Source organism: Pseudonocardia sp. WMMC193, from assembly GCF_021728735.1.
Lineage (GTDB): Bacteria > Actinomycetota > Actinomycetes > Mycobacteriales > Pseudonocardiaceae > Pseudonocardia > Pseudonocardia oroxyli.
Map to the genome: position 1 here is coordinate 582,636 of NZ_JAKKDO010000003.1, position 15,874 is coordinate 598,509.

General features: G+C 74.1%; 17 protein-coding genes. 9 read left to right on the top strand and 8 right to left on the bottom strand.

Going from position 1 to position 15,874, the window contains the following annotated elements:
• The first annotated feature begins 180 nt into the window (after positions 1–180).
• From L3X23_RS04155 to L3X23_RS04165, 3 genes are read left to right on the top strand one after another with little or no spacing between them, the layout of a single operon-like run.
• Positions 181–2,520 carry a xanthine dehydrogenase family protein molybdopterin-binding subunit gene (locus L3X23_RS04155; RefSeq protein WP_237190771.1) on the top strand — a complete coding sequence of 780 codons (2,340 nt, stop codon included), beginning with the start codon at positions 181–183 and terminating at the stop codon, positions 2,518–2,520.
• Positions 2,517–3,398 (top strand): xanthine dehydrogenase family protein subunit M, encoded by an 882-nt coding sequence (locus L3X23_RS04160; protein ID WP_237190772.1) that lies wholly within the window; start codon positions 2,517–2,519, stop codon positions 3,396–3,398. The genes L3X23_RS04155 and L3X23_RS04160 overlap by 4 nt, the downstream gene beginning before the upstream one ends.
• Entirely contained in the window at positions 3,395–3,904 is a 510-nt protein-coding gene (locus L3X23_RS04165) for a (2Fe-2S)-binding protein (protein ID WP_237190773.1), read from the top strand. The genes L3X23_RS04160 and L3X23_RS04165 overlap by 4 nt, the downstream gene beginning before the upstream one ends.
• A gap of 84 nt (positions 3,905–3,988) precedes the next feature.
• Here the strand turns inward: L3X23_RS04165 and L3X23_RS04170 are convergent, their stop codons facing one another.
• On the bottom strand, positions 3,989–5,176 hold the full coding sequence (locus tag L3X23_RS04170; RefSeq protein ID WP_237190774.1) for an MFS transporter: 1,188 nt from the start codon (positions 5,174–5,176) through the stop codon (positions 3,989–3,991).
• 54 nt (positions 5,177–5,230) lie between these two features.
• Between L3X23_RS04170 and L3X23_RS04175 the strand changes: the two genes are divergently transcribed.
• The gene (locus L3X23_RS04175) at positions 5,231–5,983 is read left to right on the top strand and encodes a helix-turn-helix transcriptional regulator (RefSeq protein WP_237190775.1); all 753 of its coding nucleotides are present in this window, start codon (positions 5,231–5,233) and stop codon (positions 5,981–5,983) included.
• Here L3X23_RS04175 and L3X23_RS04180 read toward each other — a convergent pair.
• Complete coding sequence (locus L3X23_RS04180) at positions 5,963–6,445, bottom strand: Rrf2 family transcriptional regulator (protein ID WP_237190776.1); 483 nt, start codon at positions 6,443–6,445, stop codon at positions 5,963–5,965. The two genes, L3X23_RS04175 and L3X23_RS04180, sit on opposite strands and share 21 nt — an antisense overlap.
• Positions 6,446–6,523: 78 nt before the next feature.
• Here L3X23_RS04180 and L3X23_RS04185 point away from each other — a divergent pair, with 78 nt between their 5' ends.
• Positions 6,524–7,312 carry an SDR family oxidoreductase gene (locus L3X23_RS04185; RefSeq protein WP_237190777.1) on the top strand — a complete coding sequence of 263 codons (789 nt, stop codon included), beginning with the start codon at positions 6,524–6,526 and terminating at the stop codon, positions 7,310–7,312.
• On the opposite strand, the gene L3X23_RS04190 is transcribed toward L3X23_RS04185, so the two are convergent.
• Complete coding sequence (locus tag L3X23_RS04190; protein ID WP_237190778.1) at positions 7,305–8,117, bottom strand: alpha/beta fold hydrolase; 813 nt, start codon at positions 8,115–8,117, stop codon at positions 7,305–7,307. The genes L3X23_RS04185 and L3X23_RS04190 overlap by 8 nt on opposite strands.
• Positions 8,118–8,199: 82 nt before the next feature.
• On the opposite strand from L3X23_RS04190, the gene L3X23_RS04195 reads away from it, so the two are divergent.
• Positions 8,200–8,625 (top strand): helix-turn-helix domain-containing protein, encoded by a 426-nt coding sequence (locus L3X23_RS04195; protein WP_237190779.1) that lies wholly within the window; start codon positions 8,200–8,202, stop codon positions 8,623–8,625.
• Between the two features lie 14 nt (positions 8,626–8,639).
• Here the strand turns inward: L3X23_RS04195 and L3X23_RS04200 are convergent, their stop codons facing one another.
• From L3X23_RS04200 to L3X23_RS04215, 4 genes are read right to left on the bottom strand one after another with little or no spacing between them, the layout of a single operon-like run.
• Complete coding sequence (locus L3X23_RS04200) at positions 8,640–9,686, bottom strand: BtrH N-terminal domain-containing protein (protein ID WP_237190780.1); 1,047 nt, start codon at positions 9,684–9,686, stop codon at positions 8,640–8,642.
• Positions 9,679–10,212 (bottom strand): PadR family transcriptional regulator, encoded by a 534-nt coding sequence (locus L3X23_RS04205; protein WP_237190781.1) that lies wholly within the window; start codon positions 10,210–10,212, stop codon positions 9,679–9,681. The genes L3X23_RS04200 and L3X23_RS04205 overlap by 8 nt, the downstream gene beginning before the upstream one ends.
• Before the next feature lie 40 nt (positions 10,213–10,252).
• Positions 10,253–11,539 (bottom strand): LuxR C-terminal-related transcriptional regulator, encoded by a 1,287-nt coding sequence (locus tag L3X23_RS35980; protein ID WP_237190782.1) that lies wholly within the window; start codon positions 11,537–11,539, stop codon positions 10,253–10,255.
• Positions 11,512–12,924 carry an AAA family ATPase gene (locus tag L3X23_RS04215; RefSeq protein ID WP_237190783.1) on the bottom strand — a complete coding sequence of 471 codons (1,413 nt, stop codon included), beginning with the start codon at positions 12,922–12,924 and terminating at the stop codon, positions 11,512–11,514. The genes L3X23_RS35980 and L3X23_RS04215 overlap by 28 nt, the downstream gene beginning before the upstream one ends.
• A 178-nt stretch (positions 12,925–13,102) precedes the next feature.
• On the opposite strand from L3X23_RS04215, the gene L3X23_RS04220 reads away from it, so the two are divergent.
• Positions 13,103–13,528 carry a hypothetical protein gene (locus L3X23_RS04220; RefSeq protein WP_237190784.1) on the top strand — a complete coding sequence of 142 codons (426 nt, stop codon included), beginning with the start codon at positions 13,103–13,105 and terminating at the stop codon, positions 13,526–13,528.
• Positions 13,529–13,546: 18 nt separating this feature from the next.
• On the opposite strand, the gene L3X23_RS04225 is transcribed toward L3X23_RS04220, so the two are convergent.
• Complete coding sequence (locus tag L3X23_RS04225; RefSeq protein ID WP_093089212.1) at positions 13,547–14,410, bottom strand: LysR family transcriptional regulator; 864 nt, start codon at positions 14,408–14,410, stop codon at positions 13,547–13,549.
• 95 nt (positions 14,411–14,505) lie between these two features.
• Between L3X23_RS04225 and L3X23_RS04230 the strand changes: the two genes are divergently transcribed.
• Both L3X23_RS04230 and L3X23_RS04235 read left to right on the top strand, forming a co-directional pair.
• The gene (locus L3X23_RS04230; protein WP_176921538.1) at positions 14,506–14,655 is read left to right on the top strand and encodes a hypothetical protein; all 150 of its coding nucleotides are present in this window, start codon (positions 14,506–14,508) and stop codon (positions 14,653–14,655) included.
• A gap of 100 nt (positions 14,656–14,755) precedes the next feature.
• Positions 14,756–15,874: an LLM class flavin-dependent oxidoreductase gene (locus L3X23_RS04235; protein ID WP_237190785.1), complete on the top strand. Its 1,119-nt coding sequence runs from the start codon at positions 14,756–14,758 to the stop codon at positions 15,872–15,874.

Genomic DNA, 15,874 nt, shown 5'->3' on the forward strand with positions numbered 1-15,874 from the left:
CCGGCTTGTGCCGTTCCGTCAATGGACACCGCGTTGATCAGCCTCGACGCTGACTCGCATCGCGCCATCTGCGGCGTCCGGGCTCGGCGGGCGAGCGCTCGCCGACCCGGATCGCCCCCCACCACTGAAGGGCGGATCGTGACTCAGCACCAGGTACCCCCAGGATTGATCGGCGCCCGGGTGCGCCGCAAGGAGGATCCGCGCCTGCTGACCGGCCGGGCCCAGTTCGTCGACGACGTGGTGCTGCCCGGCATGCTGGAGGCGGCGGTCCTGCGCAGCCCGCACCCGCACGCCCGGATCCTCGGCATCGACGTCCGCGCGGCGCTGGAGCTGCCGGGGGTCTTCGCGGTGCTCACCGGTGAGGACGTGCGCGCCGCCTGCGCGACCCCGCAGCCGGTGGTCTGGCGGATGATCCCCGACCAGCGCATGACCGACCAGTACGCACTCGCCGTCGACAAGGTCCGCTACGTGGGCCAGGCGGTGGCGGTGGTGGCCGCGGTCGACCGCTACGTCGCCGAGGACGCCCTCGGGCTGATCGACGTGGAGTACGAGGTCCTGGAGCCGGTCGTCACCCTCGACGACGCGCTCGCCGAGGGCGCTCCGCTGCTCTACGAGGACTGGCCGGACAACGTCAGCTGTCGTCAGACGATCCCGAAGGGGGACGCCGCGGCGGCGTTCGCCGAGGCGGACGTCGTCGTCACCGAGACCCTGACCTACGGCAGGCAGATGGGTACCCCGCTGGAGACGCGCGGGGCCGTCATGTCCTGGGACCCGTTCACCGACCAGCTCGAGGGCTGGATGTCCACGCAGTCCCCGAACCTGACCCGCGACCTGCTCGGCGAGGTGCTGGGCCTGCCGGTCGACCACATCCGGGTGCGTACCCCGCACGTGGGCGGCGGCTTCGGCAACAAGTTCGACTTCTACGGCGAAGAGGTGCTGGCCGCGCTGCTGTCCAAGCGCACCGGACGGCCGGTGAAGGTCATCGAGGACCGTCTGGAGAGCTTCGTCGCCAACGCCCACTCCCGTGAGCAGCGCATCGAGGTGTCCGTCGCGGCGAAGTCGGACGGCACCATCATCGGGATGCGCGGCACCGTGTGGGCCGTGCTCGGCGGCCAGCTCGCGACCGTCGGCATCGGCCCCTGCTGGCTGTCCATGGCGCTGATGGCGGGCCCCTACGACATCCCCAACGTCGAGGCCACCGTCGTCGGCGTGGTCACCAACCGCTCGCCCTACGGCTCCTACCGAGGCTGGGGCCAGCCGAAGGCCAACTTCGCCCACGAGCGCATCATCGACAAGCTCGCCCACGAGCTCGGGATGCCCGCCAACGAGGTCCGCCGCCGCAACCTGATCGCCCCCGACAAGTTCCCCTACCCGAGCCAGGTGTTCTTCTACGACAGTGGCAACTACGCCGAGTGCCTCGACATGGCGGAGCAGGCCGTCGCCGACCGCGGGTGGGCCAAGCGTCGGGACGCCGCCGCGGAGGAGGGGCGCTCGCTCGGCATCGGCTACTCGTTCCACATCGAGATCAGCGCGCTCGGCCCCAGCAAGATCATGAACCAGGCGGGGCTGCAGCACTCCTCCTTCGACGAGGAGGTCGTGCGGATCGACTCCGCGGGCGGCGTGACCGTCCGGACCGGGCTCTCCGCCATGGGCCAGGGCATCGAGACCGCCCTCGCGCAGGTCGCCGCCCAGACCCTCGGCGTCCCGCTGGACACCGTCAAGGTGCTGCACGGGGACACCGAGACCAACCCGTTCACCGGGTACGGCACGGGCGCCAGCCGCGGCGCCGCCCTCGGCGGCGGAGCGCTGCTGCGTGCGAGCAGCCGGTTGCGGGACAAGGTGCTGCGCATCGCCGCCCACATGCTGGAGGCCGATGCCGAGGACCTGGAGATCACCGACGGCGTGGTCGCCGTCAAGGGCGCCCCGGGCGGCCCGTCGGTGACGATGCGACAGATCGGGGACGCGGCGTACCGCCGCCTCGACGGGAAGCTGCCCGACGGCGAGGACCCGACCCTCGAGGAACGGGACGTCCTCGACCCGGACAACGTGGCCTTCTCCTACGGCACCACCGCGGTGCTCGCCGAGGTGGACCGGGAGACCGGCCGGGTCGAGCTGCTGGACTACCTCCTGGTCCACGACTGCGGCACCGTGATCAACCCGATGATCGTCGACGGGCAGATCCACGGCGGCGCCACGCAGGGCATCGGCGGGGCGCTGTTCGAGGAGATCGTCTACAGCCCCGAGGGCCAGCCGCTGACCACGACGTTCATGGACTACCTGATCCCGACGGCCTCGGAGATCCCGACCTTCGAGACGTTGCACATGACCACGACGGCGGACCACATCCCCGGCGGCTTCAAGGGCATGGGCGAGGCCGGGACCATCGGCGCGGCCTCCGCCATCACCGCTGCCGTCGAGGACGCGCTCCCCGAACTCGACCTGCGGCTGACCCGCCTCCCGGTCACCCCGCCGCGGCTGCTCGACGCCTTGACCACCGCCACGCCGAAGGACCCGTCATGAAGCCCGCACCCTTCGGCCACGTCCGCGCCTCCACCCTGGACCAGGCGGTGGAGACCCTCGTCGCCGAGGACGGCGACGCCAAGGTCCTCGCCGGGGGACAGAGCCTCGTCCCGCTCCTCGCCATGCGGCTGGCCCAGCCGACCACGCTGGTCGACCTGGGCGGGCTGCGCGAGCTGGACTACATCCGCGACGAGGGCGACCACGTCGAGATCGGGGCGATGACCCGCAGCCGCGCCGTGGAGACCTCGCCCCTGGTGGCCACGGCGCTGCCGCTGCTCCCCGCGGCGCTGCGCCACGTCGGGCACGTCACGATCCGCAACCGGGGAACCCTCGGCGGCAGCGTCGCCCACGCCGACCCCGCGGCCGAGGCGCCCTCGGTGCTGCGGGCGCTGGACGCGGAGATCATCGCGACCGGCCCCGGCGGCCGCCGCACGATCGCGGCGGCGGACTTCTTCCAGGGCTTCCTGTTCAGCGCCCTCGAACCCGACGAGATCCTCACCGCGATCCGGATACCCAGGCAGCCGGCCGGGACCGTCGTCGCCGTGGAGGAGTTCGCCCGCCGACACGGCGACTTCGCGCTGGTCGCGGTCCTCGGCGCCGCGCGGCTGGACCCGTCCGGCGAGATCGCCGAGGTGCGCCTGAGCGTGGCGGGTGCCGCGAACACCCCGCTGCGCGCCGACGCCGCCGAACGCCTGCTCACCGGCCAGGCGCCGACCCCGGACGTGATCGCCGCCGCGGCCGCCGCGGTCGCCGAGGCCACGGACCCCGCGGCGGACATCCACGCCCCCGCCGAGTACCGACGCCACCTCGCCGCGGTACTCACCCGACGGTGCCTCCACCGTCTGTTCGCCCACGCCGAGAGGAGCGCAGCCGCATGAGCACCCCGACCCGAACCGGCACCAGCGTGTCGATGACCGTCAACGGCAAGCAGGTCGACCGGCACGTCGACCCGCGCCGCACCCTGTCGGACTTCCTGCGCCGGGACTGCGGCGCCACCGGCGTGCACCTGGGCTGCGAGCACGGCGTCTGCGGGGCGTGCACCGTCCTGCTCGACGGCCGCACGGCCCGTTCCTGCTGCACCCTCGCCGTCCAGGCGCAGGGGGCCGACATCACCACCGTCGAGGGCATGGCCGACGGCGCCGAGCTCCACCCGCTGCAGGAGGCCTTCTGGAAGCACCACGGGCTGCAGTGCGGCTTCTGCACGCCCGGGATCCTGCTGACGGTGCAGGAACTGCTGGCGGACAACCCCGACCCCAGCGACGAGGAGATCCGCGAGGGCATCTCCGGCAACATCTGCCGCTGCACCGGATACCAGTTCATCGTCGACGCCGTCCGTGACGCCGCCGCGGTCCTGCGCGGGGAGAAGGCCACCGAGGCGGAGTAGCGCCCTGCTCCCCTCGGAGCGAACCGCGTCGCCGTCGAGCCCGTCTGCTCGACGGCGACGCGGGTGTCGGGACCGGTCGCGGCGCTACCCGACGGGCCGACCCCGGTCCTCGGACGGGACGGCGAGGTGGCGGGGCGTGGCGGGCTCGGGCAGGCGCAGGAACAGCAGCCAGCTGAGCACCGGCATGAGGATCAGCGGGACGAGCGCGATCTGCAGGGTCGTCCGGTCGGCGAGCCACCCCACGATCGGGCTGGCGACACCGCCGACGCTGACGGTCAGACCGAGAGTGATCCCACTGGCCGTGCCGACCCGGGAGGGCAGGTAGTCCTGGCCGAGGGTGACCTGCAGGGAGAAGGGGACGTAGAGGCCCATCGAGGTCAGCGCGACGAACAGGAAGACCGTCGGGCCGGGCACGAACACCACACCGGCCACCGCGGCGATGCTCAGGAGGTACGAGGCCCGCGCGACGGTGACCCGGTCCCAGCGACCGACGAGCATGCCGCCGACGACCGAGCCCACCGCCCCGCCGAGATAGAGCACGAACAACGCGGCGGTGCCGGTCAGCGCGCCGCCGCCGGTGCGCTCCCGGACGTAGAGGGCGATGAAGGTGCTCAGCCCCACGAAGACGATCGAGCGGGCCACCACGGCGAAGGACAGGGTGACGAACGAGGGCCAGTCGTTCGGGATCCGCGCCGCGGTGGCCTCGGTCCGCGCGGCCGCGTGGCGACCCGCGAGCGCCCGCAGGACCGGGAGACACAGCACGGCGCCTGCGAGGGCGGGGACGACCAGCAGCGGAGTCGTCGCGAGCCCGCCTGCGAGGGTGACCCCCGCGATGAGCAGCGGGGCGGTGGCGAACCCGACGTTGCCGCCCAGGGCGAACCATCCCATCGCGCGGTGGCTGCCGGCGCTCGCGAGCCGCGCGATCCTGGCGGACTCCGGGTGGTAGGCGGCGACGCCGATCCCGGAGATCGCCACGAACAGCAGGGTGAGACCGTAGGAGCCGGTGAGGCCGCTCAGCCCGATGCCGAGTCCGCCGAGGACGGTGGCGGCGGGGATCAGCCAGGGCATCGCCCAGCGGTCGGTCAGCGCCCCGAAGGCGGGTTGGGCCACCGAGGAGAGCAGTGAGGCCGCCAGCACGATGCCGGCGGCCGCCGCGTAGGAGTAGGACCGCTCGGCGATGAAGAGCGGCACGAGCGCCGCGACCGCGCCCTGGTAGACGTCCACGCAGGCATGGCCCACGGCCAGCAGGGTGATCGAGGTCGTGCGTTCCACGCGCTCAGGATGAGCGGCCGACCTGGTGGCCCGCTTCCGATAAGCTGCCAGACGATGTCAGAAGCCCGCCATCAGTCGGTGGCGCCGACCCGGGTCGAACGCCTCGCGCCGGGCGACATGATCGACGCCCATCGCCACGACGACCACCAGCTGATCTACGCGGCGCGCGGGGTGCTCGTGATCTCGACCCTGGCCGGCACGTGGGTCACCCCGAGCGACCGGGCCATCTGGGTGCCGGCGGGTCATGTGCACTCCCACCGGGCCCACGGCGAGCTCGAGCTGCACCTGGTCGGCATGCCCGCCGAGAACCCCCTGGGCCTGCTGGAACCGACGGTCCTGGCGGTGGGGCCGCTCCTGCGCGAGCTGATCATCGGCTACACGCGCACGCCCGAGGACGACAGCCCCGAACGCCGGCGACTCCGTGCCGTGCTGCTCGACCAGCTCCGCGCCTCGACCGAGGAACCGCTGCACCTCCCGGCTCCCACATCGCCGCTGCTGGCCTCGGTGTGCGAGATCCTCTACGACGATCCCTCCGACCGGCGCACCCTGGCCGAGCTCGGACGCACGGTGGGTGCGAGCTCCCGCACGCTGTCCCGGCTGTTCGCCGCCGACCTGGGGATGACGTTCCCGCAGTGGCGCACCCGGCTCCGCCTGCAGGCCGCTCTCGTCCTGCTGGCCGAGCACGTCCCCGTCACCACCGTCGCCCACCGCTGCGGCTGGTCGTCGGCGAGTGCGTTCATCGACGTGTTCCGGCGGACCTTCGGCCGGACCCCGGGTGGACACCCGCTACGGAGCGCCCGTCCGTAGCCAGCGGTCGACCCTGGTCAGGGTGGTGGGGCCGACGGTGGAGTTCACGTCGTCCGCCAGGTCGGCGACGGTGACCGCGTTCAGGGACTCGCGCCAGGCGCGGTCGGCGTCCGCCATGACGCGGGCGATCCCGCACGGCACCGTGCAGTTCTCGGGGGCGGCGGCGAGGGGGCCGCGCTGTCGCACCTCGGTGCAGCGGAAGGCCGGTGTGGTGCCGTCGATCGCCTCGACGATCTGGAGCACGGTGATCTCGGCGGCGGGCCGGGTCAGGAGGTAACCGCCGGACTTGCCCTGGGTGGAGTGGATCAGTCCGGCGCCGGACAGGCTCTGCAGGTGTTTGGCGAGGTAGCTGGGGGAGACGTCGTGGAACTCGGCGAGCTTCGTGGCCGGGGTGGGTTCGGTGGCGGCGCTCAGGACGACGCAGCAGTGCAGGGCCCACTCGACTCCACCGGACAGCTTCACGACCCGATGCTACTTGACTCGGACACCCGGTGTCCGAGTACATTCTCGGACACAAGTTGTCCGAGTTGAGGAGTGGTCATGCGGATCGTCGTCGCCGGTGGGACGGGCTTGATCGGGTCGGCGCTGGTGGAGTCGTTGCGGGCCCGGGGTCACGAGGCGGTGCCGGCGTCGCCGTCGACCGGTGTGGACACGGTCACCGGGGCCGGGCTCGCGGAGGTGCTCGCGGGGGCGTCGGTGCTGGTCGACGTCACGAACTCGCCGTCGTTCGAGGCCGGGCCGGTCCTGGAGTTCTTCACCCGCTCGACCGAGCAGCTCCTGGCCGCGGGCCGGCAGGCCGGGATCCGGCACCACGTCGTGCTGTCGATCGTGGGCACCGACGGTGTGCCGGACAGCGGGTACCTGCGGGCCAAGGCCGCACAGGAGGCGCTCGTCCGCGCGGGCGGGCTGCCGTACTCCGTGGTCCGGGCGACGCAGTTCTTCGAGTTCCTGGGGCCGATCGCCGCGGGATCGACGGTGGACGGGGTGGTGCGGCTGCCGACGGCGGACCTCCAGCCGGTCGCGGCCGCGGACGTCTCGGCGATCCTGGCGGAGACCGTGGTGGCGGAGCCACGGAACGGTCGCGTCGACGTGGCCGGACCACAGCGGGGCTCCTTCGCCGACTTCGTGCGCCCCGTGCTCGCCGCCCAGGGTGATCCCCGCACGGTGGTGGCCGGTGACGACACGCCCTACTTCGGTGCCGTGCTGGAGAAGTCGGCCCTGGTGCCGGCCGGGGAGGCGGTGATCGGTGCGACGGACTTCGCCACGTGGCTGGCCGGGCTCGCGTCGGATCCGGTCGAGGGATCCGCGGGGCGCGCCGTGCTCAGGTGAGGTGCAGGGCGTCGAGCAGGGCGGCGGGGCGGTCGAGCGGCACGATGTGGCCGCAGTCGGGGACGAGCCGGCCGGTGAGCTCGTCGCACAGGGGGTGGAGCTGCCGTTCCAGGGCTCGGCCGACCGGAGCGGCGCCGATCGCGGTGGTCGGCACCGTCAGCCGCGTCCGGGCCGCCGCCTCGGCGAGCTGGGACCCGGTGCGCGGCAGGGCTCGGTAGAACCCCAGTGCCCGGCCCAGCGCGCCGGGTCGGGCGTAGGAGCGCCCGATGGCCGCGCGCACGTCGGGGCGGACACCTCGGCCGCGCGTCCCCTGGTCGTAGAACCACCCGACGTACTCGGCCTCGTTCCCGGCCACCACGGTCTCGGCGAGGCCGGGGACGGCGTGGAAGCCGAACCACCACGGCGGGCCGCCCGCGAGGAAGTCCTCGGCGCCGGGGAGGGTACCGAGCGTGCCCTCGACCAGCACGAGCCTGCGCACGAGGTGGGGGCGGCGCAGGGCGAGCAGGAACGCGACCGGGACGCCCGCGTCGAGCGCCACCACGGTGGCGGGGTCGCCGCCCAGCAACCCCTCGACGTCCGTCGCGAGGGTCCCGGCGTCGAGGTCGTCGCCGGTCGCGGTGCTGTCCCCGAAGCCGCGCAGGTCCGGGGCGAGGACGCGGTGGTCGCGGGAGAGCGGGCCGATGATCTCCGACCACACCCGCCAGGTGTGCGGGAAGCCGTGCAGGAGCACGACGGTCGGCCCGGCCCCGGCCGTCGCCACGTTCAGCTCGATCCCGTTCACGCGGACCCGGACCTCCTCGGTCACTCCGCCTCCCCGAGTCACTCTGCCTCCCCGAGTCACTGTGCCTCCCCTGGTCACGAATGGTGACCGGTGGGACGCTAGGCGGATGGCGGACCGCGCGGAAGACGGCACCTCGACCTCAGGTGGTGAGGCGGAGGTGACCACCGGCGGTCGGCGGGGCGACCTCTTCGACCCGGCCTGCCCGACCCGGAAGCTGCTCGACCGCATCGGGACCAAGTGGACGTCGATGGTGGTCAAGGTCCTGGCCGCGTCGGGGGAGCTGCGGTTCTCCGAGCTGCGCGGACGGATCCCCGGCGTCTCGCAGAAGATGCTGTCCACGACCCTGCAGAACCTCGTGGCCGACGGGCTCGTCGCGCGGCGGGTCGAGCACACCGTCCCGCCCCGGGTGTTCTACCGGCTCACCCCGCTCGGGGACTCGCTGGAGGTGCCGCTCGCGGCGCTGCGGGAGTGGGCCGAGCGGCACATGGCGGAGATCGACGCGGCGCGGACGGCCGCCCCGGGCGCCGGCTGAACCCGGTCGGCGCCTCAGCGCGCGGGGCTGTCGGTCAGGGAGCGCAGTGTCGTCATCGCGGAGGTCTCGATCGTCGCGATGTCCTCGAGCAGGCGGCTCGCGGCGGCGAGCGGAGCCGGGCTGCCCGTCGTCCCCGCCTCCTCGACGAGTCCGGCGACGCTCGTCCAGTGCCGCGCGGCCTCGGCGAAGTGGTCCCGCGCCCGGTCCACGAGCTCCGCACCCGGCCGGCCGTCGAGCAGGCCTCGGCACTCGGTGAGGAAGTCCCGGTACAGGGTGCGGAACAGGGCACCTCCGGTGCCCGCGCGTTCCATCATGGTGGCGATGGCGGGGAGGTCGCGGCCGGGGTCGTCGACCCGGTCGAACCACGACGGCACGCGCCGGGCGGCCGTGCGGATCCCGCGGCCGCCGAGGTTGGCGATCGGCGGCGCGAGGAAGTCCTCGGCGCACGCGGTGAGGGCGGGGACGATCGTGGAGGCGAGGCGCCCGCGGTCGACGTCCGGCGGCACCTCCACGGTGAAGGACCGGTGGCGGGCGGACATCGGCCCGCGTGCGGCGCGCGCCCGCGCCAGGCTCTCCAGGCTCGTGGACACGGCCCCGCCCTGCTGCGCGGTGTCGACCAGGTGGGCCCGTGCGGCGTCGTAGCCGTAGAGGGCGACGACGTGACCGGCGAAGTGCACGCGGGATCCGAAGTACTCCAGGTCGTGGCTGTCGAGCTGCAGTCCCACGGGGACCCCGTCGTCGATCGAGGAGCGGACCTGGTCCCAGGCCTTCCGCGCCGACGTGGTCTCCGCGACGCGCAGCCCGATCCCCAGCCGTCGGGTCAGGTTCCGGGTGAGCGCGAAGGGCTTCACCCGCCCGCCGAGGAAGGGCAGCGGCTGCCGCGCCGAGTCCCAGTAGACGAAGGACAGCCCGGACCCCAGGCCGAAGAGCATCGGTTCGGACAGGTCGAGTCCGCCGTGGCGCAGGAGCACGCCCAGGGCCGTGGTCTCGCAGTGCACGCCGTCGGTCGCGGAGACTCCCGCGACGATCGTGGCGGGGGTCGGCTCGACCTGGTCAGGCATCGGACACCGGGACCCGCTCGGCGAGCCACGACCGCTCCGCCTCGAGGAGGCGGAGGGAGTAGGAGAAGACCTCACGCGCGGGGCGCGGGAGGGGAGCCTGCGCCCGCTCGGCCTCCCGGACCGCGGCGATCCTGGTGTCGAGCCTGCGCAGTCTGCTGTGCAGTGCCTCGGTGTAGGCCTGCTCGGAGACCAGCGGCAGGTTGGCCAGGCCGACCAGGATCGGGTGCGAGACCGGGTGGGGATCGGCGAGGAACGAGGCGACCGCCGCGGCCGCGATCTGCCGGCCCGCCGCCGTGGCCTGGAACACCCGCCGGGCCGTCGGCCCGGACCGGCCCTCGGGAGCCTTCGCCGCCTCGACGAGTCCCCGCTTCTCCAGCTTGGTGAGGACGTAGTAGATCGAGGAGAAACCGATGTCCGTCCACTGCCGGATGCCGCGCTGCTCGATCACCTGCTCCAGGTCGTAGCCGTGGCGGGGGTGCTCGACCACCAGGCCCAGCACCGTCAGCTCGGCCGAGGTCACCGTCATGCCAGTACTCTAGCACTAGAATATCTCGGACGAGACTGTCTCAGTGCCTGTTCAGCAGGTTCGCCAGCTGCACCCGGCTGTGCACGTCCAGCTTGGCGAACACGGCCCGCAGGTGCGTGCCGACGGTGTTGGGGGAGATGCCGAGCGCGGTGGCGGCGGTCCGGTTGGTGTGGCCGTCGCCGACGAGGGTGGCGACGAGGCGTTCGGTGTCGGTGAGCGAGGTCCAGCCGCTCGTGGGGCGGGGGGACCGGCCGGGCGGGGGGAGCGGTCGGATGCCCGCGTCGGCGAGGGTCCGGTCGATCGCGGCGACCGGCAGGGTCGCGCCGAGCTCCGCGTAGCGGCGGCGGGCCTCCTCGAGGCGGGCGGTGGCGGTCTGGTCCGCGCCCGCGGCGAGATGGAGGACGCCCGAGTCGGCGAGGGCGGAGGCGAGGAGCAGCGGGCGGGGGCAGCCGCGGAGGACGTCGACCGCCTCGTCGAGCGTGCGGGGGTCGGCGTCGGCGAGGCCGCGGGTCAGCAGGGCGAGCCCGGCGAAGGCGGGCACGCCGGGGTTGCGGTCGGCGCCGGCGCGGGCCAGCTCGACCGCACCGGTGACCAGCGCGGGGTGTCCCGCGGCGAGGCCTGCCTGGACCTGGGGTCGGGTCCAGAGGGGGAACCAGGGCCAGTACTCCCGGCTGCGCGCGGCGCTCGCGACGAGCGGGGCGAAGAGCTCGGCCGCGGCGGCCGCGTCGCCGACCAGCAGCGAGATCCAGCCGTCCATCAGCCGCCGGGCCGTGTCGTGCAGTCGGGGCGCGTGCGGGCCGTCGGGGTGCAGCCGGTGCCGGGCCTCGGCCGGGTCGCCGCGGATCAGGGCGACGAAGGCGAGCACCGACCGCGCGTCGACGGTCCCGCTGTGCTGCCCGAGCTCGTCGGCGAGCCGCAGCAGGGTGCGGGCCTGCGCCTCGGCCTCGTCGAGCCGGCCCAGGTTGACCTCCTGCCACATCTGGGCGTGGACGAGGTCGGGGGTGCGGGCGTCGACGTCCGCGGGGGCGCCGTCCGGCACGGCGTCGAGCAGGCGGGCGGCGTCGTCGAAGCGGTCCAGCAGCTGCAGGCAGCGGATCTCGTCCGCGAGGTGGTCGGCCCCGGTGACCGCGCGCAGCTCCCGGGTCCGCCGGTGGGCGAGCTCGTGTCGACCGTCCTGCCAGGCCACGGCGACGAGGGTGCGCAGGGCGAGCCCCTCGGCCGTCGGATCGCCTGCGGTCCGGGCCTCGGCGAGCGCGGCGTCCGCGGCCGCACCGGCCTCCTGTGTGGTCCCGAGCTGGATCAGCGCGAGTGTCCGCGCCGCCGCCACCGTGGTGCGCCGGTCCGGGGAGAGCCCGGGCTCGGCGAGGAGGGGATCGAGCCGGGGGCGATCTCGGCGTGGCGGTCCATGCCGGACAGCGCCAGGACGGCCTGGACCTGGAGCCGGGCGCGGTCGTCGGGCGTGACCGCGTCGGGCTGCGCGGCGTCGACGACGTCGATCGCGGCGGCCCCGTGGTGGACCCTGAGCAGGAGCGCGGCGCACTCCTCGGTCGCGGCGACCCGGTCCGGTCCCGGCGGTACCAGGTCGAGGGCCCGGCGGGCCAGCTCGGCGGCGCCTGCGGGCAGGGTGTCCGCCGCCTCGGCGGCGGCCGCGCGGAGCACCCGGATCGCGTCGACGTCCCCGGGAGCGGACCCGGTGAAGTGCGGCGCGGCGTCCAGCGCCGAGGCGCCCGTGGCCAGGAGGTGCTGACCGCACGCGCGGTGCCGGGCGGCGAGCTCGGCGCGGGTGAGATCGGCGTAGACGGCCTCGCGGATCAGGTCGTGACGGAAGGACACCACGGCGCCCGTCCGCTGCAGCAGCCCCTGCGCCACGCCCCGGTCGGCGGCCGCGAGGACCTCGGTCGCGGGCCGGTCGAGCAGGTCGGCGGCGTCCGCGGCCGGGAGTGGACGGCCCCAGACGGCGCAGGTCCGGAGCAGCTCGCGCAGGTCCGGGTCGTCGACCGGGAGGCGGCGGTGGACGCCGAGGATCAGGTCGGCGGGCAGCTCGCCGTCGCCGTCTCGGGCGACGGCCTCCACCAGCCGGGCGGCCCAGAACGGGTTGCCCCCGACGGTGCGCAGGAGCAGCGCGGTCCGTGCGGTGGGAGCGGTGCCGAGCCGGTCCGCGGCCAGCTGCTCCAGGTCGTCCGCGTGCAGCGGACCGAGGTCGATCCGTTGCCCGGCCTGCCCGGGCTCGTCCACCGGCCTGCCCGCCGTCAGCCACACCACAGGCGTACCCGCGAGCCGCCCCGGCAGCACGTGCAGGGCGAAGCGGGTGAGCTCGTCCGCCCACTGGAGGTCGTCGACCGCGACGAGGACGGGGGCGGTGGACGCGAGGTCGTCGAGCATGGCCGCGACCCGGTCGACGAGCCACAGTGGACGGTCGGCGTAGAGGGTGCCGAGCTCGGCGAACGCGTCGGCGTCGAGGAGGGGGTGGGGCCCCGAGCGCAGGGCGGTCAGCAGCGGTGCGCCCGCCGCGATGCGGCCGATCTCCTCGGCCTTGCCCACCCCGACGAGGTAGCCGGCCCGCCGGGCCTGCTCGACGATCTCCCGGAGCAGGGCCGACTTGCCGATCCCCGGCTCGCCCACGATCGCGAGGACGTGGCCCCGCCCCGTCCGCGCGACGCGGCGGAGGGCACCGAGCGCGGCGGACAGCTCGTTCGCCCGTCCCCTGAGCACCGGCCGCCTCCTCGATCACCCTCGCCGCGGACCGTACCCCCTCGGTCGCGGGTCCCTCACGTCCTCGGGTGAGGCCGCGGGCCCGTTCCCGGGCCGCTCCTCACCCGTTCACGTGATCCGCGCAGGCGCCTCGCCTGCTGTGCTGGTCGGACTCACGTCACGACTCCGGAGGTACGCCATGCCGATGATCGACGTCTACGCGGTGGAGGGCACCTTCCCCGACCGGGCGGCCCTGGCCGTGGACCTCGCGTCCGCGGTGATGCGGATCGAGGAGGTCCCGGTGATCCCGATGTTCCGGGAGAACACCGCGGCCTTCGTCCACGAGCTGCCCCCGGACTCGCTGCGGAACGTCGCGGGCGACGGCGCGCACGTGCGGGTGCAGGTGCTGACCAACGCCGGCGCGCTGGACCGCGACAAGCAGCTCGCGGTGGTCCGCGAGCTCACCGACATCGTGGCCGCGGCCGCCGGTGATCCCGGGCTCGCCGCGCGGACCTGGGTGCTGCTCACCGAGGCCGTGCCGGGCGGATGGGGTCTCGCGGGGCACGCGAACACCAACGAGGAGCTCGTGCTCGCCGCCCGCGCGGAGATCGCCCGGCTGTCCTGACCCGCGGGCCCCGGCCGGTCAGGCGCTGACCAGCACCGTCCGCAGGGCCTCGGCGGCGATGTCGAGCAGGCGCGGGTCGGCGGCCTCGCGGGTCCGCAGGTGCAGCCGCTCCGGCGGTACGGGCGGGAGGTCGTCCCGGCGTTCCAGGCCCTCGGGGGCTCCTCCCGTGCCCGCCACGAGCACGACGCCGAGGCCGGCGCGCGCCGCGTTCAGCACGCCCGCGAGGTAGGCGGCCTCGCCGACGACGTTCGTCTTGAACCCGTTGCGGCTCAAGGTCTCCAGCGCGCGCCTGCGGATCGTGCACGGACTGTCGATCACCACGAGCGGGATCGGCGCGCTCGGGGGCGGGCGCCGCCAGCCGGGGGCGGCGTACCAGGTCAGGGGCAGCGCTCCGACGGAGACGCTGTCCGCACCCTGGATGTCCCCGATGTACATGGCGAGATCCAGCGTGCCGCGCTCGATCGCGTCGTTGAGCCTGCTGCTGCGGTCGAGCCGGAACCGCACGGCGGAGTCGGGGAACACCGAGCTGAGGGCGCCGGTCACCAGGCCCAGGAGCTCGTCCGCGGCGTGTTCGGTGGTGCCGAGGACGATCGACTCGCGGTCGTCGCCGACGCCGATGTGGCGCAGCGCGTCGTCGTGCGCGGCGAGGATGCGCCGCGCCTGGCCCACCAGGGCCTCGCCCTCGGGGGTGAACCGGCTGTTGCGGCCCACGCGCTCGACGAGCGGCCTGCCGATCGTCTTCTCCAGCCGCCGGACGTGCTGGCTCACCGCCGACTGCGAGACCACCAGGTGCTCGGCCGCGCGATGGAAGCCGCCGCAGTCCGCCACCGCCACGAAGCTGCGCAACGCGACGATGTCGAGGACGGCGGTGGGACCGGGCATGCCGCGACGGTAGCACCGGCCGATCGCGGATCCTGATCGATTGTGATGCGGATTCTTCGTTGGACGCTCCCCGACGCCCCGGTGATACTTCGGGGGTGTCCGAAACGACGGTGGGTGGCCTGCGCGCGTCGCGCCGGTGCGTGCCCGCCGTCCCGGGCGGACGGTCCGTCGGCAGCGCGCTGACCCAGCGCCGCATCATCGACCACGGCACCGTCCACTCCGCCGGTTGTCGCGGGAACAGCTAGCCCCCGCTCGTCCGGCTCCGCTCCCGCCGTGGTCGCCCCGCGACCACCGCCGGACCACGCCCGGACGGGTCGTCCGTCCGCGCGCGTCACCGGGAGAACCGTGTCCGTCGAGTTCATCAGTGCCACCTTCGCCAACGCCGCCACCGAGCTGGACCCCGGTGCCGGGTCCGGGGTGGACCCGGCCTACCTGCGCCGCTACGTCCGCGCGCTGGAGGACGCGGGGTTCGACCACACCCTGCTCGCCTACAGCTCGACCTCGTTCGACCCGTTCACCGTGGCCGGTGCGATCACCCAGCTGACCGAGCGGATCAAGCCGCTGATCGCGTTGCGGCCCAACACCGTCCACCCCACCGTCGCGGCGCGCAAGCTCGCCACGCTCGACCAGCTGTCGGGGGGCCGGGCCGGGGTGCACATCATCTCCGGCGGCCAGCCCGCCGAGCAGGCCCGTGAGGGCGACCGGCTCGACAAGGTCGCCCGCTACGCCCGGTCCGAGGAGTACATCGGCATCCTGCGCCGGGCCTGGACCGAACCGGCTCCCTTCGACCACGCCGGGGAGCACTACGCGTTCGAGGACTTCACCGCGGGCGACATCCGGCCGGTGCACGGCACGATCCCGGTCTCGGTCGGCGGATCCTCCCCGGAGGCCTACCGGGTCGGCGGCAGGCTCGGCGACATCTTCGGGCTGTGGGGCGAACCGCTGGCCGACACCCGCGAGCAGATCGACGCGGTCTACACGCAGGCGCGCCTCGCGGGCCGGACCGACCGCCCGCGGATCTGGGTGACGTTCCGACCGATCATCGCGGCCACCGAGGAGCTCGCCTGGGAGAAGGCGCACGGCATCCTCGCGGCACTGCAGCGGTCCCACGCCGCCCCCGAGCGCACCCACGGCTCCCACTACCCGAAGCCCGGCGCGGGCAGGCCGCAGAACGTCGGCTCCCAACGCCTGCTGGACATCGCCGCCCGCGGCGAGGTGCACGACCGCGCCCTGTGGACGCCCACGGCCACGGCGACGAACGCCAAGGGTGCGTCGACCGCGCTGGTCGGCACGCCGGAGACGGTCGCCGCGGCGATCCTCGACTACATCGACCTCGGCGCGGAGCTCGTCTCGATCCGCGGCTACGACAACCTCCACGACGCGATCGACTACGGCCGCTACGTCCTCCCGCTCGTGCGCCAGGAGCTGGCCCGCCGCCGCCCCGTCGCCGTCGGCTCCTCCTGA